This is a genomic window from Affinundibacterium macrobrachii, from assembly GCF_014652415.1.
GTDB lineage: Bacteria > Pseudomonadota > Gammaproteobacteria > Burkholderiales > Burkholderiaceae_D > Undibacterium > Undibacterium macrobrachii.
The window spans coordinates 411574-431057 of the sequence record NZ_BMYT01000003.1; the positions used below are offsets into that span (position 1 = coordinate 411574).

At 44.1% G+C, this 19484-nt stretch carries 18 protein-coding genes; 7 read left to right on the forward strand and 11 right to left on the reverse strand.

Features of this window, described 5'->3' with window-relative positions; translation table 11 throughout:
- Positions 1-251: 251 nt before the first annotated feature.
- A complete protein-coding gene (locus IE103_RS10690; RefSeq protein WP_189346094.1) occupies positions 252-707 on the reverse strand; it encodes a fasciclin domain-containing protein in 456 nt (151 codons plus the stop codon).
- Positions 708-1264: 557 nt separating this feature from the next.
- Between IE103_RS10690 and IE103_RS10695 the strand changes: the two genes are divergently transcribed.
- Positions 1265-2296 (forward strand): Leu/Phe/Val dehydrogenase, encoded by a 1032-nt coding sequence (locus tag IE103_RS10695; protein ID WP_189346095.1) that lies wholly within the window; start codon positions 1265-1267, stop codon positions 2294-2296.
- A 146-nt stretch (positions 2297-2442) separates the two neighbouring features.
- On the opposite strand, the gene IE103_RS10700 is transcribed toward IE103_RS10695, so the two are convergent.
- Together IE103_RS10700 and IE103_RS10705 are read right to left on the reverse strand one after the other, a co-directional pair.
- Positions 2443-2865 carry a type 2 periplasmic-binding domain-containing protein gene (locus IE103_RS10700; RefSeq protein ID WP_189346096.1) on the reverse strand — a complete coding sequence of 141 codons (423 nt, stop codon included), beginning with the start codon at positions 2863-2865 and terminating at the stop codon, positions 2443-2445.
- A 12-nt stretch (positions 2866-2877) separates the two neighbouring features.
- Positions 2878-4149 carry a porin gene (locus tag IE103_RS10705; RefSeq protein ID WP_189346097.1) on the reverse strand — a complete coding sequence of 424 codons (1272 nt, stop codon included), beginning with the start codon at positions 4147-4149 and terminating at the stop codon, positions 2878-2880.
- Positions 4150-4862: 713 nt separating this feature from the next.
- Between IE103_RS10705 and IE103_RS10710 the strand changes: the two genes are divergently transcribed.
- Positions 4863-6299, forward strand: a complete 1437-nt coding sequence (locus IE103_RS10710) for an MFS transporter (protein WP_229827224.1) — start codon at positions 4863-4865, stop codon at positions 6297-6299.
- 283 nt (positions 6300-6582) lie between these two features.
- On the opposite strand, the gene IE103_RS10715 is transcribed toward IE103_RS10710, so the two are convergent.
- The 4 genes from IE103_RS10715 to IE103_RS10730 form a co-directional block, all read right to left on the reverse strand.
- Positions 6583-7149: an STM3941 family protein gene (locus IE103_RS10715; protein WP_189346099.1), complete on the reverse strand. Its 567-nt coding sequence runs from the start codon at positions 7147-7149 to the stop codon at positions 6583-6585.
- An 89-nt stretch (positions 7150-7238) separates the two neighbouring features.
- Positions 7239-7736 carry a hypothetical protein gene (locus IE103_RS10720; protein WP_189346100.1) on the reverse strand — a complete coding sequence of 166 codons (498 nt, stop codon included), beginning with the start codon at positions 7734-7736 and terminating at the stop codon, positions 7239-7241.
- Between the two features lie 833 nt (positions 7737-8569).
- Positions 8570-9037 (reverse strand): DUF6714 family protein, encoded by a 468-nt coding sequence (locus IE103_RS10725; RefSeq protein ID WP_189346101.1) that lies wholly within the window; start codon positions 9035-9037, stop codon positions 8570-8572.
- 80 nt (positions 9038-9117) lie between these two features.
- On the reverse strand, positions 9118-9480 hold the full coding sequence (locus IE103_RS10730; protein WP_189346102.1) for a hypothetical protein: 363 nt from the start codon (positions 9478-9480) through the stop codon (positions 9118-9120).
- Between the two features lie 352 nt (positions 9481-9832).
- On the opposite strand from IE103_RS10730, the gene IE103_RS10735 reads away from it, so the two are divergent.
- Together IE103_RS10735 and IE103_RS10740 are read left to right on the forward strand one after the other, a co-directional pair.
- Complete coding sequence (locus IE103_RS10735; protein ID WP_189346103.1) at positions 9833-10369, forward strand: DNA-deoxyinosine glycosylase; 537 nt, start codon at positions 9833-9835, stop codon at positions 10367-10369.
- Between the two features lie 218 nt (positions 10370-10587).
- The gene (locus IE103_RS10740; RefSeq protein ID WP_189346104.1) at positions 10588-12960 is read left to right on the forward strand and encodes a M1 family metallopeptidase; all 2373 of its coding nucleotides are present in this window, start codon (positions 10588-10590) and stop codon (positions 12958-12960) included.
- A gap of 154 nt (positions 12961-13114) precedes the next feature.
- Here the strand turns inward: IE103_RS10740 and IE103_RS10745 are convergent, their stop codons facing one another.
- Entirely contained in the window at positions 13115-14497 is a 1383-nt protein-coding gene (locus IE103_RS10745; protein WP_189346105.1) for a hypothetical protein, read from the reverse strand.
- A 133-nt stretch (positions 14498-14630) separates the two neighbouring features.
- On the opposite strand from IE103_RS10745, the gene IE103_RS10750 reads away from it, so the two are divergent.
- Complete coding sequence (locus IE103_RS10750) at positions 14631-15365, forward strand: AraC family transcriptional regulator (protein WP_189346106.1); 735 nt, start codon at positions 14631-14633, stop codon at positions 15363-15365.
- Here the strand turns inward: IE103_RS10750 and IE103_RS10755 are convergent.
- Positions 15362-15745: a VOC family protein gene (locus tag IE103_RS10755; protein WP_189346356.1), complete on the reverse strand. Its 384-nt coding sequence runs from the start codon at positions 15743-15745 to the stop codon at positions 15362-15364. The genes IE103_RS10750 and IE103_RS10755 overlap by 4 nt on opposite strands.
- Positions 15746-15894: 149 nt before the next feature.
- Positions 15895-16311 carry a BLUF domain-containing protein gene (locus tag IE103_RS10760; RefSeq protein WP_189346107.1) on the reverse strand — a complete coding sequence of 139 codons (417 nt, stop codon included), beginning with the start codon at positions 16309-16311 and terminating at the stop codon, positions 15895-15897.
- Positions 16312-16670: 359 nt separating this feature from the next.
- Here IE103_RS10760 and IE103_RS10765 point away from each other — a divergent pair, with 359 nt between their 5' ends.
- Both IE103_RS10765 and IE103_RS10770 read left to right on the forward strand, forming a co-directional pair.
- On the forward strand, positions 16671-17018 hold the full coding sequence (locus IE103_RS10765; protein WP_189346108.1) for a YciI family protein: 348 nt from the start codon (positions 16671-16673) through the stop codon (positions 17016-17018).
- 6 nt (positions 17019-17024) lie between these two features.
- Entirely contained in the window at positions 17025-18281 is a 1257-nt protein-coding gene (locus IE103_RS10770; RefSeq protein WP_189346109.1) for an RNA polymerase sigma factor, read from the forward strand.
- Between the two features lie 77 nt (positions 18282-18358).
- Here IE103_RS10770 and IE103_RS10775 read toward each other — a convergent pair whose 3' ends face one another.
- Entirely contained in the window at positions 18359-19465 is a 1107-nt protein-coding gene (locus IE103_RS10775; RefSeq protein ID WP_229827225.1) for a serine hydrolase domain-containing protein, read from the reverse strand.
- Positions 19466-19484: the final 19 nt, after the last annotated feature.

Sequence of the window (19484 nt, forward strand, 5' to 3'; positions counted from 1 at the left end):
CGATCTTTGAACCCGCTACCATACGTAAAGTTCAATACTTTGTCACTAGAACTCTGATTTGTATTGTCTTGAGCGAGACAAATTGCGCAGAAAATCAAATTCTGATCTGTAACAACAGGAAAATTATATTTAATTGACATCAAATATAAAAACGACCATCAATCTTGATGGTCGTTTTTAATGACGTATATCGCATTCCAGTTAGCATGAGGTTGTGTTCAAAGCTAACAATCATTGGCGATTTTTACTGATTATTTTGGAATCACTACTGTATCAATAACATGAATCACACCATTGTCGGCCACGATATCGGTTGCGGTAACATTGGCATTGTCTACTTTCACACCGCCAGTTGTACTAACTGTTAATGAAGCACCTTGTACCGTTTTGACTTTACCTGCTTTGACGTCAGCCGCCATCACTTTACCTGGTACCACGTGATAGGTTAATACAGCAGTCAACTTAGCTTTGTCTTTTAACAAAGCCTCTAAATCCGCTTTTGGAATTTTGGCAAATGCAGCATCGGTTGGCGCGAATACCGTGAATGGGCCTTTGCCTTTCAAGGTATCCACCAAACCAGCTGCTTTCAAAGCAGTTGCTAAGGTTGTGAAGTTACCAGCACCAACGGCGGTATCAACGATGTCTTTTGCATGGACGGAAAAAGAAGCTGCGATACTTAATACTGAAGCAAGAATAATACGTTTCATGGAATACTCCTTAGTAGATAAAAACGAAGATAAATAAAATGCTATTTACAAATTAAAGCTACAACATTCATCAGATAACAATCTGTGGGCTACTTGTATTTCTGTTCTACTTCAATGCTTTGTGCGCTAGTTGATTGACGACGCCAGCGCATTTTATACCAATCGGTTTTAATGTCTACTAATTAGTAACATAAAATACCGATTAGTATCGTGACATTTTGACCCGTTCTTATCATCGTATTTTTCACTTCATAAGTCCGATAAAAAATCAGTTAAATTGAATCCCAAGCTATGTCGAACATATTCGACACTTATTCCAGATCAAGCTAAATCCTGCGATAAGCCGTACCGTAAGCCTGATCCAACTTGAGTTTATAGGGGCTTAGCCGTATACTTCTGCGCGCGTGACACAATCACCGATTTTTTACCTGCTACCCGCTTGGTAGAAACCCGATTTACCAACTCATAGTCCCTTTTCATCCACCTATTTTTTTTGCGGCACTGGATCAAGCTGGCGCATCTGCCAGACTGCACCACATCCGCGCGGAGCCATAAGCATGACCGCCTTTGTATTCAACGAAGTCAATTTCGATAATCACGAACAAGTCGTTTTCGCATCAGAAGCCAAATCCGGCTTAAAAGCCATTATCGCCGTCCACAACACCAACCTCGGTCCAGCAATGGGCGGTTGCCGTATGTGGAATTACGCCAGCGAAGCAGAAGCAGTACGCGACGTATTGCGCCTCTCACGTGGCATGACCTACAAAAACGCCGTAGCTGGCTTGCCAATTGGCGGCGGCAAGAGCGTGATCATCGGCAATCCAAAGACAGATAAAACACCGGCTTTGTTCGAAGCGCTCGGTGAGGCTTTAGAACGTCTCGGTGGCCGCTACATTACGGCAGAAGACGTCGGCACTAGCCCAGCAGACATGGCAAACGTGGCAAGCAAAACGAAATACGTCGCTGGTTTAGGCGATCGTGGTGATCCATCTCCATTTACAGCTTTGGGTTGCTTCGTTGGTGCGCAGGCTGCGGTTAAACATCATTTCAAACGCGATAGTTTCGACGGCTTAACGGTGGCATTGCAAGGCTTGGGTCACGTTGGTTACGACTATGCACGTCGCTTGCACGAAGCGGGTGCGAAATTGGTGGTGGCTGATATCGATCAAAACTCTTTGAAACGCGCACAAGAAGAATTTGGCGCGACAGTAGTTGATGTCAACGCGATTTACGACGTAGAAGCCGACATTTATGCGCCATGCGCATTAGGTGCAACTTTGAACCCAGACACCATGAATCGCTTGAAAGTAAAAATCGTTGCAGGCGGTGCAAACAATCAATTGGCAACACCTGAAATCGGTGAAGTTTGTCGTCAAAAAGGTATATTGTACGCACCAGATTTCGTCATCAATGCCGGTGGCATCATCAAGGTTTGCTATGAATACATGAACACACCAGAAGACGGTATGGACGCCCACGTACGCCGTATCGGTGATACTTTAGCGGAAGTATTTGCACGTGCTGACTCCGAAGGCGTACCAACTAGTGTGATTGCAGATCGATTGGCTGAAGAGCGTTTTAAGAAGTAATTCGCTACGCTAAACGCCTGGCTTGGAATTAGATGCATCGCTGCACGAAAAGCGAATTCCAAGCGAACAAAAAAAATCCCGCAAAATTAATTGCGGGATTTTTTTCATCTAAAGGTGTATCTAGCTGTGTGAAGCTAGCTTGCAAATTAATGCGCTGTATAAACCACTTTCACACTCGCATTCACCGCACTTTTTTCCATGATACCGATACAGTTTGGATTTGCAGCGATTAGTTTAAGTATCTCAGCTGAATCACCGACTTCTCGCGGTGCACTTCCCTTGCCACTAAAAACCAAACGCGACCAAATTGCTTTGGCTTGTGCTTCATTTTTACCCAATACTTTTTCAAAGAATTCAGTACGCACAGCACCTGAAGAAATCAACAAAGGCAATGCTTGTCCACCACCTGGGAACTCTTTGCTGTTGCCTAAATAAATATCGGCGATCTGATCTTTGCTTAAAGTCGCAACCGCACTTTTTGCAGAAACCACGATCACGTGTTCAGCGTAGGCGAGCTGCGTACCAGCGAAAATTGCCAGACCAACTAATGTCTTAGAGAATAATTTCATGTTGGGCCTCGCTTAAAATACGAAATCAAGATTAACGGTAAACATCGACACCTTGCCATCGAAACCATTTGGTTTGCCTAACAATGAAGTCTCATAACTTTGGAAACCAGATGACGCACCGACTGCAGGATTCTTCATTTTCATGCGTTCATATTGCGCTTTTAATGCGAGGTTTTTAGCAAAGTCCCAGCGTACACCAAGTGTTACTGCATCACGTGAAGGATCGCCAGTACCCATGTAAGATTGATTGAGGTAATTTAGCTGCGCTCTTAATGCAGCTGGAGCAGCGACACCCGGTGCCAAAGCAGTTTTAGTTGCATCAACTTTAAAGTTGCTTAAGCCAGCATACGGAGTGAAGTCACCATAACGATATCCCGCCATCACATTCCAACCAGATACTGAGCCAATTACTACACTATTGGTATCTCGTTTAGACCACTCGGCTTGACCTATCCATTCACCATTGTCAAATGTTGCTCCCACCGTCGCAATTTTTGCTTCAATGTTAGAACGACTCGCTTGCGATGCAATCACAGAAGCGCAATTGGTACATACCACTGCAGGTAGAGAAACCAGTGCTTTAATATTCGCTTCTACAGTTGGTGCATTGACCGAAGCGTCATACCAAGAGTAACCCGCACGCACGCTCCAAGAGTCTTGCGCCCATTTCAAAGAAACGCCTTTAACACGACTCAAATCGACGTCACCACCGGCAACACTGACATTGGTCTTACCGAAGAAACCCTCAGCTTGCAACATACCATCGCCAACTTTTTTATCCCAGCGCGCAGTTGCACCATCTTGATAAGTAATTGGATTAACTTGGTAGATTTCGGATTGTGGGCGCGCCATGGTTTGCGCGTAATTCAAATTACGATAATCCGACATAATAAAAATTGGCGCGACCGTGCGTCCAAGTTTAACGTCGATTTCTGAAGTAATCGGATAGGACACATAAGCCCACTCGACAGTCGGCTTATTACTGTTATTGATGTCCTTTTTGGAGATCAATTGCACAACCGCTTTCAGCTTACCGTGCGGATTCAAAGTTGCTTGAATCGACGCTTGGCTATCACCATCAAAACGCCAATCTTTGAATGAAACGACACGCTGACGCTGATCAGTGCGAACACCTGCAACATCACTGCTACCTTTGTAAGTACCTATCGTGCCGAACCCATCAATTTTCAACCAATCGCTGAACTCATCAGCCTGCGCCACTGGCACAGCCGTAAAACTGGCGATACTTGCTAAAACTAGAGGATAAATGTATTGCGATTTCATATTGCTTTCCTTTATTTTTGTAACTAAATGGAGTAAGTCTTGGATCGAACTTCGTTGGGACAGAGACAAAAACAGCATAGAAATAAACAGCAAAAAATCTTCAAACTCAGATGCATCAGCAGATTCACACACCAGAATCCCATTTTTACAACGGTGTTGAATTCATACTAGCAACATTCAGAAATTCGTCAAAGTTATTTCCAGACAAAAACTATTTTGGCAATTTTTTACAACGTTTCCTTAAATTTAGGACTAGCTAATCCCATAAGTGTCGAATAACTATCCATCTAGCCACTAACTTAATTACGTTTTCTTGGTGTTGAAACCGGTATCCGTAACTCGCTCTTAGGCTATTAAAATCATTAATCATTGAGATTAGTGCACATGCTAACAGGGAAAAAATGTTGCCGTGCATCATCTTTTCTGGTTTAACGAAGTTTTACAAATTCTGCACACCAACAGACCAACAAAACTCTGTCAATTTCGCTACCAGAACTGACGAGTAAAAAAATAAGCATGCGACAAGAGCAGCAGCAACAAACAATAATTCTCATAAAAATCAATCAATTACGCATGCATTTGTCAAACTGAAGGTATACCATCTAGGCTTTATTTCAAGCGATGCAATCGATTGCGAAAACCACGCTCACTGTTGCGGCAGTGAAGTGAATTTGCATATCAGATAGCAATTTACCTACATCAGAATGAGACAAATGAAACAAGAACCAGCGCAGTCGCAAACACATTGGGGACAATTTATTCCTTTGGTATCGGTGTTCTTTTTTTGGGGCTTTGTTGCAGCGGGCAATGACATTCTGATTCCAGTTTTTAAACACGCTTTTCAATTAACGCAAACCCAAAGTCAATTTGTCTCTTTGTCGTTTTATGTGGCATACACAGTTGGATCAGTACTGTATTTATTGGTCTCAAAACTCATCAAAGAAGATGTGACAAAACGCATCGGTTACAAGAATAGTTTGGTGACTGGTTTGTGCATTTCTGCGTTCGGCACTTTATTGTTTTACCCCGCTGCCAATTTGGCGTCTTTTGATTTAATGCTGTCGGGATTATTTATCGTTGGTCTAGGCTTCTCACTGCTACAAACCACCGCCAACCCTTTAGCCATTTCACTGGGCACGGCTAACACTGCTTCACAACGTTTAACGCTTGCGGGTGGCGTCAATAATTTTGGTACAACGATAGGGCCTTTGATTATCGCGTTTGCGATTTTTGGTGCACCTTCTGGTAACAACGAAATGAGTATCGAGAGTGTCAAAATCCCTTATCTGGTGCTAGGCGCTGCGTTTGTACTGGTCGCCATCTTTCTCAAATTTTCATCGATACCCAATCACCCAAACCCAACAGTCATCAATCTCGAACAAGAGAGCTCGCAAACTTCTGCATTGCAGTTCCCTCAGCTATTGATGGGCATGGCTGCCATCTTTGTTTATGTGGGCGTTGAAGTATCCACTGCCAGCAATCTGCCCGGCTATATGGAAACCACGCAGGGCTATCAAACCAAAGACATCGCGCCGTTCATCTCTTTGTACTGGGCGAGCTTGATGATAGGACGTTGGACCGGCGGCGTTGAAGCATTTAATTTGCAGGCAGGTGCTGCCAAGATCGCCAAGTTCCTGGTGCCGTATGCTGCATTCAGCGTATTTTTGCTAGTCAATGCCATCGCACAACATGATTTGAGCCACTTCTATGTGTACGGCGCAGTCGTGCTAGTTTTAATTGCCGCCGATATCGCCAGCCAAGGCAATCCCGCCAAAATGCTACTGATTTTTTCATTACTCGGTATCTCAGGCTTAGTGTTGGGAATGAGCACCAGCGGCATGCTAAGCGTTTATGCCTTCACCAGCATAGGATTGTTTTGCAGCACCTTATGGCCCTGCATTTTTACCTTGGCGATCAGTGGCTTGGGCAAACATACAGGCCAAGGCAGCAACTACCTAATCATGATGATTATGGGCGGCGGCATAGTGAGTTGGATACAAGGCATGGTATCCGAGAAAATTGGCATACAAATGAGTTACCTTGTAGGTGTTGTTTGCTTTGCTTACCTTGCCCTCTATGCTTTGCTAGTACCTGGTATTTTGGCTAAGCAGGGAATTCATTTAGATAAAAAATCTGCTGTGGGACATTGAGCTTGGTTTGATTTTTTTGGGTTGGGGAATTGACGTGCAGCTTCGTGAAGTGCGGCTACATTGTTTGGGAGTTTGCTAGTAAAGGATTCAGAATACCGCATCAACGCAGAGCTGATCGGAACTGCGCGCGACGCACAGAAATCGATGAGCAGATGATTGAAAAAGTGCCGAATATTGAAACGCCGGCAAGTGCAGCTTCCCATAGAGCGCTATGTTGGCGTATAGACTCTCACTGCATTAGCATTTAGTTGTAAGTATTTGCCTATCATGAACAAACCAAGAATTAGACATGCACCTCTTCTGTTGAATTTCTTGCGACATTTGAACGTTGATGATAATCGCCCCAATACTGTTCAACCACCTTTACCAACTCGGCAAATTCGATATTCAGATTACCGACTACGATTCCAAAAGGACTCGGATATCCAAACCTATTTCCCGTTCTGGCAAAAAACCGCCGAATTTTTGTTCTGGATTGAAGGTATTTCTCGGGATCAAAAAGAACAATAAACATCATGGCCGTTTGTTCTGGTTGCGCAACTTCTATTGCCTTTATGTCGGACCAAGCCAAAAAGCCATTCTGCCATGTCGCCGAATGATCAGTGAGACCATGCTTGTCGATAATTAACCCGGGGGTCTTAATCGCTAATCTCAGACCGAAAGGCAAAAGAGTTGCAGCAATAAGAAGTAGCAAGACGCCCATTGCAACGTGAAACAAACGCAAGACCAATACATTCGCTTCTTGTCCAGAAGTGATGAACCACCAACCCATAAAGATTAGGCCTCCCATCATTGCCAACCACAGGAATGTGAGCTTACCTTTTTTTAGACTGATCTCTACTGATTCCATAATTCGATGATGTTTAACGTTGAGGTGAACGGGGAGCCGTCACCAAGTTCACAAATACGAAATACATGATGACAACTCCGTTCGACCGCTTAGTTATGTGCATTTTTTGTCCATGTGCGAATAAAATCTTCTCGCTGCTTCTGAATTGATATTGATTCAGAATGTACGAAATTTACGGGAAGATTTGCAAGCCAAAAATCCATGTGGTCGTACGTTGGATCAAACAACATCATCCAGTCACGTCGAAAGTAGGTGAATTTCTTAACGCATTGATCGTCTTTAAGAATAGACAGCACACAAATAAAACCGGCCAAAGTTTCCTCATGCTTGATCACATAACATTGATCGAAAAGTTTCCATTTTTCATTGCCGATGGCGATCCACGCATCGTCATCATAAGCATAACTTGCAACGAGAACTTTTCCTGCTCGAGGTGAACGGAGAATTTGTCCCATTCCCGAGAAATTGCCGAAATCTTTACGAGCAGACGACAATTTCAACCGGGCGTATTTACCCGAGTTTAGATCGAAGTCGAAGTAATAATTATCAGAAGTGTAGTCAGCTAATTTCATTTCGGTTTGACGCATAACACAATCGTGAGAGGATGGCCGCCCACGGATGTAAAAAGTAATTAGCCGAGTCACGGCCAGTCCGATCGACCAATTTGTTAGATCGGACTTCGCGTACATATCGAAATCCGAAAAATCCTCTTCCGCTCACCAACAAAGCAGCTTCACCGACCATTAAATGGTTGTATCGCGGTTGGTTTTGATCACTTAGTGTCCGAGTTTCAAAAGGTGCCTGACTCATTACGAAAGTAAATCTACGACTTCTCTTCCCAACATTTCCGACCACTTTTATGTCGGACACAATAACGGGAAAAACTTCAGGCTCTGAAAAATCTAGAATGTAATTTGCGTATACGAATACGGGCAACAGAATCAATCCTATTGCACCGACGCCTCCCACTATATTTGCAAATATTAGTAGCTTATAAAATGCCCCATAAGGTCGCTTTACAAGTATGAGGAATCCCAATGAAAATCCAACCAAAAAGAGAACGAACATCCCAATACCGACGTTTCCTATGCTCTCTCTATCCCAAAGAACCACATCAGAAAGAATAGTCCATACCATGGAGAACATTGATATGGCCATTATTGTTGAGCCAACAATGAGCCATCTTCGTTGACGACTTTGAAATAGAATTTCTTTCTCTGTACGTCCTTTCGCCGACTTCGATCCTTTGCGCCACGACTCATATGGCCGAGCAATCCATGATTTCTCTTCTTTGTGCATAAGGATCTAACGCTGAGCTGAACGTAACTGCGCATGTTGCACAAAAACCGAATAGCAATTGGTTGAAAAAATGCCGACCTTCGAAATGACAATTTGCGCAACTTCCGTGTCGAGCGTCATGTTATGCCTTACCTTCCCAAATATTTAATGCCATGATCAATTCTTCATCATCAATGTTCGCGTCATTACGAACTTGCAAAAGTTCGAGGTACTCCGCGACGATTTTTCTTTCATTCAGAGAGAATTCATTGTGTCGTTCGACCCAGTTTGCATCACTAACGTTTTGTGAGCTAAGGAAAACGATAATGCTGTCACCGACCCACGAATTTGGATTGGCAATATCAAACTCAATACACCTTGGTAAGAAATAGCGTAGCGCTATCGGGCTCAAAAAGCAAAGAGAACGAGCCAACCATTCTACCTTCCCATCTGGAACATTGCGAACCGAATAAGCCTCAAACGTGTCGCGGATATCATCGCACTCAACGCACCTGTGCAGTGTAATTTCATCGACCGATGGTTTACGAGCATCCTTAAATGCAAGATACACTTGGTCGATGAACAGGGTTTCGCTTTTAGATTGAGGCATAACGCAACGGTGAGCGGATGGCCGCGCACACGATTAATAAATACTGAACCACATCACGGCCAGCCCGATCGACCATCCTGTTAGCACCAATCAATGAGTGTTTCTTTCCCATTTTCTACCTCAAGAAAAACTTCAGAGTATGGATTCACATTTGGGAAATCTATGCCAGGATCGCATCGAATCAGATTAACGATACGTCCAGATAAAAATCTAGCAAACTCAGCACTTGATTTCCAATCATCAGCATTTTTAAGCAAAACGCTTAAAAAATCATCTTCAACTTTCTCAGTAAAGATAAGTTTAATATTCTCAGTCACATACAAACTAATGCCGTCACCCAGTTTAGAGTCAAAACTAAATACACCAAAATGGTCTACCAAAATTTGTAGGATGGGTTGTATTTCTCCATCTTTGATATAGACCTCAATGTCGGTATGGTTCATGGTGCTAACGTGTTTTCTGCGACAGTTCGTCGAATAAAACTGACACAGTTCGCATAAATATTTTTAAAAACATTCTTAAAACCCTTTTGTAGTAAGGCTCTTCACAGATGCACTGGGCACTGAATTAGTATTATTTTTTCGATGAAAACCGACATCGTGATCTCTTTACATTCTACCAAGCTTCAGGATCGCGTCAAGGAAGCAATTTGGTATAAGCACTATAGCGCCAGCATTGAACAAGCAGCACATGGTTGGATTTCGACTACAACATCGACACGAGTACGAAGCCAGTTAAAATGCGCGTAAAGATTATCGGGGTCAACTCTTCTCACGACTGTTCTCATTAACGACAATGCCTTCACAACCAACTCCACAGCAATCGCTCGCGAAGCGTAGCTTTGCGCCCGTCGTCGATCTGCATACGCGCATTTTGATTTTAGGTAGCTTGCCTGGCGATGCATCGCTCGCGCAACAACAATACTATGCACATCCGCAAAATCGATTTTGGCATTTGCTATCGGATGTTGTACAAACCGATCTGGTCAATCTCGATTACCCAACACGCTTACAAACTTTGTTAATGCATCAAATTGGTTTATGGGATGTGATTGCGCACGCTCATCGACGCGGGAGTTTAGATAGCCAAATCCGCAATCATAGCGATAACGATCTAATCAGCCTGGTGAACACATTACCGAATTTACACACGATTGCGTTTAATGGGGCCACTGCTTACAAATTGGGTAGCAAGATTTTGCAAGAACACGGCGCATCATATCGACTACTCAGCTTACCTTCTAGTAGCCCAGCCCACACCATGTCTTATGCGTTGAAATTGGCCGCTTGGCAGCAATTAAGTACGCTTAAGAACGCCCAATTGGGTAGCTAACTCGGCAATACACTACAGCCACAAACAACAATCGCTGCCACAATAATTGACAAGCAAGCACGGTCTGGACGATTCTTCAGTCTGCGTCAGAACTTAAACGCGCAAATTGCGTCCAAGTTTCTGCAAGCCCTGATCTGATTTTTTGATAAGGAAGCCAGTAGGTTTTCGCGAGAATCACGACCAAACCACTACATCAATCGTTTTCTGGAGTTTCTATCATGCGTATTTCCTCCTGGCTTATGCTGCTTTGCATGAGTGTTCCGGTGATGGTTTCTGCCCAGCAGTCTGAAGACAAATTTAGACAACTGGAAGATCTATTACCAACCCCAACCTCCATCCGCGCTGCTTCTGGCGCTCCCGGGCATGCGTATTGGCAGCAACGCGCTGATTACGTGATTCGCGCTAGCTTGGATGAAGACAAGCGCAGTATTACTGGCTCAGAAACCATCACCTATCACAATAACTCGCCAGATACTTTGAATTATTTGTGGTTGCAACTCGACCAAAATATTTTCAAGCCTGATTCTGACGCCAACACGACAGCGACCTACCCTTCACGCGATGCATGGAAAAATCCGAACGCGATGAGTTTTACTGCCATGCACACATTGAACGAAAAAGAAAAGTTTGATGGTGGTTTTAAAATTGGCACGGTTAAAGCAGCGAATGGTCAGGCTTTGAAATACGTTATCAATCGCACCATGATGCGTATCGACTTGCCGCAAAGCTTAAAACCAGGTGAAAAATTTACCTTTAGTTTGGACTGGAAACACAATATCAATGATGGCATGGTGTTGTGGGCACGTACTGGCTATGAACACTTCAAAGAAGACAAAAACGATATCTTTGAAATTGCTCACTGGTATCCGCGCATGGCCGCTTATTACGATGTTTATGGCTGGCAGCACAAACAGTTTTTGGGCTCAGGTGAATTCACCTTAGAATTCGGCGACTTCGATGTGCAAATCACCTTGCCGGGTGACCATGTGGTTTCTGCGACAGGTGAATTAAGCAATCCAGATGCTGTACTCAGTGCGATTCAACGTGAGCGTTTAGCGCAAGCACGTAACGCGTCAAAACCAGTTTTGATCGTGACGCAAGCAGAAGCAGAAAAAGCCGAGAAGTCACGTGCGACATCACAAAAGACTTGGCATTTCAAAGCGAAAAATGTACGTGATTTTGCTTGGGCATCTTCGCGCAAATTTATCTGGGATGCACAAGGCTATAAAACTGGAAACAGCAATGGTTTAGCCATGTCTTTCTACCCGAAAGAAGCCAATCCTTTATGGGGTCAGTATTCCACGCAAGCAGTGATTCACACGATAGAGCAATACAATAAATACAGTCTCGAATATCCTTACCCAGTTGCGCAATCGGTCAATGGTCCGCAAGGCGGGATGGAATATCCAATGATCGCGTTTAATGGCGGTCGCCCAACCAAAGATAAAAAAACTGGTGAATTGACCTACTCCAAGCAAACAAAATATTCGATGATCAGTGTGATCATTCACGAAGTTGGTCACAATTATTTCCCGATGATTGTGAACTCGGATGAGCGTCAATGGACTTGGATGGATGAAGGTTTAAATTCTTTCTTGCAGACCTTGGCAGAACGAGCTTGGGAAGAAAATTATCAAGATTTATTCCCGAGTGAACCACGCGGCATCGTCGACTATATGCGCAGTAAAAATCAAACGCCGATCATGACCAATTCAGAATCGGTTCTGCAATTTGGCAACAATGCTTACGCCAAACCAACGGCTGGCTTGCACATCTTGCGTGAAACGATTTTAGGTCGCGAATTATTTGATTTTGCCTTTAAAGAATATGCGCGTCGCTGGAAGTTTAAACGCCCAACGCCAGCAGATTTTTTCCGCACCATGGAAGACGCTTCGGGCACCGACTTAGATTGGTTCTGGCGTGGCTGGTTCTACACGACCGATCCAGTTGATATCAGCGTCGATGGTATCGTGCAATACCAAGTTTCTAGCAAAGATCCAGAAATCGAAAAAGCCTGGCGTCGTGCACAAAAAAATGAAGAACCTATTTCTTTAGCTGCGCAAAGAAATAAATCTTTGCCAGCACGTCGCATCGATACGCAACCAGGCTTAAAAGATTTTTATAACGAACATGATGATTTCACTGTCACGAATAAAGATCGGAATAACTACAATGATTTAATGAAGAGCCTCGATGATGAAGAGAAAGCCATGCTCAAATCGGGCAAGTACTACTATCTGGTGGACTTCTCCAACGTTGGTGGTTTGGTGATGCCCTTGATTTTAGAAATCGAACTCAAGAGCGGTAAAAAAGTCATCGAACGCATTCCTGCCGAAGTTTGGCGCTATAACTCCAAGAAGCTGACTAAGCTCCTTGTTACGGATGAACCAATGGTCGGCCTCACGCAAGATCCTTACTTGGAAACAGCAGATATCGATCTCAACAATAATTCTTGGCCACGTAAAATCACCAAATCTCGTTTGGAATTATTCAAGATGAATCAACCTACTGGCAATATGATGATTGATTTCAATACGCCGCTGAAAAAGGATGAGAAGGATGAAAAGAAAGAGAAGTCGGTAGAGAAATAAAGATGTAAATAATAAGACTCTACAAAAGAAAAATAGAAATTGAAAAATAAAAGCGAGATAAGGATTCATTCTTATCTCGCTTTTTTATTCAACTGTTTATGCTGTGAACCTCAATCAATTTATCTATCAATCGATAAAAATTGAAGGAGCAATGTTAAGTTTCAACAGCCGAACTACTCGATACATCAAGTCGCAAATCTTTCGATTTTTGATATCGCTGATTTGATTCTTGGAATAGCTGGATGAACAATTGATTCTTTTTCGCATCCCATCCAACTGGCTTGCCGTCATAAGGATTCGGATACCGTTTGGCGAGATCTTGCACAGCTTGTGGGATTGCAGATAATGGCACTTTACCCACTAACAATTCCATCTTGGTAGCGAACAGATGGATCTGGGCAAAAGTATCAATATGCTTCTCGATATAGGCCTCGTATCCAGGAGTACTAACATCCAACAGAACTTTGGTGACAGGATCGCGCAAGTAAATATTAGAGAAGCCAAAACCAAGCAATGCTTCTTGCTTAGCCTTAACTTCATTCTTTTTCAAAAGATAATCTCGACCAGATTGATTTGCCAAAGCAGACCAAATTTGCTGCCAGTCATAAGCCAAATTTAAGCCTGCATTTGGTCTATTCAACAAATTAAACAAAAAGCCTTGCAACCAAGAATTTTGCGGATCGCCTGATTCTAGGCGTAAGTCATGCATTATTCGCAGGCTAATTCTTGATTCAAAATTGAGGGCTCGACCAATGCTCATTTTCTTTTCAGAAAAGCCTTCTAGCCAAGTTTTGATTGCAGCATATTGATTATTTAAATTTGGAAAACGTTGTAACAACTCATCGATGATACGAAGATCGCGCTGTACCGCTGACAACGCAATCATGTGTGAAATTAAGAAAGTGGAATTCTCTAACCAACGCTGAGAGAAAGCAGCAATTTTCATCAATGCGGCCATCCCTTGCTCGCTCTGCCCGTTTGCAATTAAACGAATTGCGCGCATACGTTCAATTTCCATAGCATGAACCAGTGCCGAATATGGCGGAATACTTGCTGCAATAAACGGGGGGGCAATTTCAGTAAAGTCTTTACTTGTCAAAATCAGGTTTAAGTGTTCACTCAAAACACGCCGAGACTCAATGATTTCCTGCTCTCGCTCAAGCGAACGCGAAATATAAAAGTCCACGCAATTCATCGTCTTTGCATATTCACAAACTTCGTCGTCTGACTTTTTAAACGACTCTTCTTCTGATTCATATTCGCTTGAATTAGGCTGACGTTCGTATCGAATTAAATCTAACTCTAATTTACGCTTGCCCACCGACAAAGGATCAAACCCATTCTTCGCATTGATCCCAAGTAAAATCAAATAGCCGTTATCATCTTCGATATGTTGAGGTGCTTTCCAATCTAAGCTTGCCTGCACTTCTGGTCGCAAAGCTTGATCTTGCCAGTTGGCGACAACAAATATCAGAACGATACTGGTTACGACGAAGATGATTCCTAACAAACTCCGTAAAATAATTCTTTTGAGCATAGCTACCCCAACTTTGTATCGATAAAAAATGCAAATTAATCTATGTTGCAAGACAATATCTTAAGTGCTCGTATTACACAACCTAGATCGATACAATTTCTACATTTACAGACACACCAAATTATTCTTAGCTATGCCCAACTGCGATGACTCTCAGCGATTACCAAATACGGTGTTAAGTGCATGGCAGCACACCACTGATACGGCAACACGTATGCTGGTGCTGCCAGATGGCTGCCGCGATTTTATTATTCGATCGAATCCTCAAGGCTTTTCTTTACACATGCTGAGCCCACTCGACGACAGCGCGCGTTATGTTGAGAGTGATAGAGGTGATCGCTACTATGGATGGCGGCTGCATCCAGCAGCGAGTTTCAATCAAGCGCATGCAAGGTCAACAAAATTGACAGAGCGCCTCAATGAGTTAACAACGCAATTCCCAATAGATCCACAACACCATACAGCACAAATCTTGCAAGTATTGGATGACTTGTTCGACCTTGACACCCAAATTGGAGATGCTTTAGCTAGCCTGAAAACGCGTCAAAGCGTGCCGCACTCCGCACGTGAACTAGGTGTATCCGAACGTAGTTTGCAACGATGGCTGATCCAGAAAACTGGGCGTTCACCAACTTATTGGAGAAATCTGGCGCGCGCCAGACAAGCTGCACAAGCCTTGCTAGCGCGCATGAGGTTGAATAACGATAAGGGTCATCGCATTAATTTGGCGGAACTCGCTGCCGATTTCGCCTATGCCGATCAAGCACATTTATGTCGCGAGTTCCAACGTTGGTTTGGATGCAGTCCAAGCACCATGCTGCGCTCGCCCATCTACCAAAAATTAATCATGGCAGATGGTTATGCCTAGGCCTGCATCGAGGTACAAATTTCTACCAAGACACCGTCACAATCTGCGACATAAGCAATCGTTTGGCCCCAAGGCATTTCTTTTGGCGCTTGCATCAGCGTAGCGCCAGCATCAACTGCAGTGCGCACCGCTGCCGCAACGTCTTCACTCACTAGGGCAATCTCAAAACTAGGATGATGCGGATCAGAGTTACTGACTTCTTTTCCCAATTGGCGCATCAAAGCGCGTGACGAAAACGCGAGTGCTGTGCCGCCAGTTTCCAATTCGCCATAATCACCACTCTCGTGCAGAAATCTGGTTTGCATACCAAAAGCCTTCTCATAAAACGCCAAGCTTTGTTTGACATCATTCACATAAAGAATCGTGTAGGCAAATTGCATCATTACTCCGTTCATAAAATAAGAAATGTTTTCAGTGGTTAAGCAGTCTCATCATAAAGTCGAACACGATTGCTGTCTTGAATAAAACCGCCAAAAACAAAAAAACTAGCGACACGCGCTAGTTTTTTAAGGTTATTTTATAGTCTGCATTAACTCAACCAACGTGCGCTACTGATTACCTCAGCGAAAAACTCTTTCAATGCAGCGGCTGACATACGAAACGGATCAAATTCTGCTGTCGAAGAATATTTGAGGAACAGTGCGGTATTCTCAGTGGTAGCGGCGATCAAGCCCATATTCCAACCAGTAAATTGGCGTTGCGTGATTTCCTCCAGTACCAACACTTCCGGTTTGTTATGTCGCTTATCTTTCAAAATATGATGATAAAGCGCGTTCACTGCGGAGCGTTCACCTTCCAAACATTGCAAGAAAATACCGTTCGACAAACTAAGTGCGCCAGTAACGGCAAGTTGCTGATTATTCTTGCGTGAACTAGCCAAAATATCTTTAACGTCGGCGGGTCCCAAGTTCACTGCACGGCTGGCATAAATTAAACGGATCATCATAATTGTTCAATACTTTCAAGGATCGCAATAGGAAATCAAATAAGGGCTAAACCAAGCCACAATGTCGCCGATTATAGAGAGTTATGTTCACGCCTGCCGAACGCATACAAGCAAATTTTCGTGACAAAAACAGCGACGAAAGTCTCTTTAAATAAAGTAACTGAGGCTTTTCACAATTATTTTCGACATAAAATACAAATGCATGTCGATTTACACTCAGTTCAAACGTCATCGTTTTGAAACTGGCAAAGGTTAATGTAGTGCATTCGCGCACAAGGCTTAAACATCTCGATCCGGAAGACGATTGCAAGCCAGCTTCCTACTTAGGTTGATTTTTTGATTATTTTTAGGAGAACACCATGCAATACATGCTACTCATCGCCACTAGCGAGGCTGTCGAAGCAACCATGGATCAACATGCGCTGGGCGAAATCATCGCTGCCTATGGTCCCTACACCAACGCGATGATAGAAGCTGGCGTCTTGGTCGGCGGCGAGCGACTACGAGAATCTACTACTGCTACCACAGTCAGTATCCGTGATGGTAAAACCCAGTTACTTGACGGCCCTTATGCCGATACCAAAGAACAATTAGGCGGTTTTTATATTATCGACGTACCGGATCTTGATACGGCGATCAGCTGGGCTGCACGCTGCCCTAGCGCGCATCTTGGTTCTATCGAGGTACGCCCAATTTGGCCGATGTAAAACCATATGCAAAAACAAAATGACCATCGCGATCCGCGCTTAATTGAAGCATTAGTACGGCGTAGTTATGGTCGTTTGTTGGCGATGCTATCCGTTCGCTCTGGTGATCTGGCAAGTGCAGAAGACGCGCTTGCCACAGCATTTGAAATTGCATTAAAAAACTGGCCAGAGCAAGGCACCCCAAGCAATCCCGAAGCTTGGTTATTTACTGTCGCACGTCGTCAATTAATCGATCAGGCACGTAGCGCAAAAACCCAACGTCAGCATCAAGAAGAATTCAGTTATCTGCTTGACGAAGCTGTCATCGAATGCGATCCGCTCGCAATACCTGACCAAAGGCTAGCACTGATGTTTGCATGTACGCATCCAGCAATCGATCGCAACATACGGGCACCACTGATGCTGCAAACCCTATTGGGCTTTGATGCCGCCAGCATTGCATCAGCATTTTTAATTGCGCCCAGCAATATGGCGCAACGCTTAGTTCGAGCCAAACACAAAATCCGTGTGGCGGGCATACGTTTCAACATTCCCGATCAAAGCGCAATTCGCGATGGGTTGGATGCCGTACTCGATGCGATCTATAGCATCTACACCACCGCATGGTCGCAAAGCAGCGATGGAGATATTCAACACGGCAATCTGGCAGAAGAAGCACTTTGGCTGACGCAACTATTAAGCGAACTAGCACCGCAAGAACCTGAAGTTTTTGGTTTGTTCGCCTTAATGCTTTATGCCGAATCACGTCGCGCAGCACGGCAAGATGTGGATGGCAATTACGTACCTTTGCAAGAGCAAAATTGTGAATTATGGGATCTCAAAAAAATCGAACAAGCGGAACATTATTTACGTCATGCCAGTAGCATGCAAAGATCTGGACGTTTTCAAATTGAAGCAGCGATTCAATCCGCCCACACGGTTCGCATACACCAAGGCAAAGCCGACTGGCACGCTATCAACAAACTTTATGCGCAGCTCTATCAACTGACCGATTCACCTGTAGTGGCGATCAATCATGCCGTGGCACTGGCAGAAATCTTAGAGCCACAAATCGCCCTCGCCCAATTAGAGCAACTAAGTAACAACGCAGAATTGAAAAAGCGTCTAAACCACTACCAACCGTACTGGGCAGCCAGCGCACATTTACATGAGCGATGTGGCAATCGCGATGCTGCAAAGCACGCTTACCAGCAAGCGATCGGTCTATGTAATGATCAGACAGCTCGTGGTTTTTTACAGAAACGCTTGCGGCAAATGAGTTAGTGTCATTTCATTTGCCACGAGTCAATGCTGCACTCTAAGCGACCAAGGCTTCCTTTATTTTTTACTCTAATTTTTACTTATTCCAGCGCGCCAAGAATATGCTCAGCAATCAGTTTGTCGGTAATTTGATGCGGATTGCGTACGCCAAAATTGGTCGTCGTCACCAGCGCCACCATATCAAGATCAGGAAAAACTACGACTTTGTTTCCACCCGAGCCAGCCATTTGATACGAATGATGCTTCACGCCTTTTGCGCTGTACGGATACAACCATAGAAAATAGCCGTAATTGCGCCCTTCATCAACCTGCGCTTGCGGTGACACTGAAGCCTTCACCCACGCCGCAGACAACACTTGCTGTCCCTGCCATGTTCCGCCATTGGCGAGCAACTGTCCGAGTTTCAAAAGATCACGGCTACGCAAGCCCAAGCCACCACCGCCTTGTGCTAAGCCTAAAGGAGAAAATTGCCACTCCGCTTTCGTGATGCCCAAAGGCGCAAACAGCGCTTTTTTTGCGAAATCCTGTAACGGCATTTTGCTCGCGCTTTGCACTACTGCGCCTAAGGTGGTGGACCCAGCCGTACAATAACTAAACGAGCGACCATAAGGAGAGTCCGCAGGTTTTGGAATCCAGGCAGGAAAGCCCTTGATCGGCAAATCGAGGTAAAACTTGACCCAATCCTCAATCAGATACATGCGCTCTTCATTGCCACGAGAGAACTGATTTTGATCATCACATTCCATCATCGAACTCATGGTTAATAAATCTTCAACCGTAATTTTTGCCTTGCGTGGATCTGGATTTTCTAATGCTTGTTTTGGCTTTAATTGACTAAGGATAGGTGTCGAGAGTTTCATGTGACCGCGATCAATTGCTGCTCCTGCCAGCATTCCAGTAACCGTCTTGGTCGCAGAACGGGTATTACGCAGCGCTTCTATACCAGCGTCATCATAATATGCCTCATAAACGAGTTGACCGTGTCGAGCGATCAAGACACTCGTTATCTGCTGAAATGTTCCCTTCTTAATCGCTTCGTCCATCGCCGCCAGTTTTGCAGCATCTAATTTTTGCGTTGCGGGTGATGCTTTCACCCAATCATTTTTATCAGTTTGGGGATGCGCTATTGCATAGCTATTCCATAGCATCGCGCAGATCACAAATCCAAAGGCAGGTTGTCGTTTCATATCAAATCTCCATTCGCTA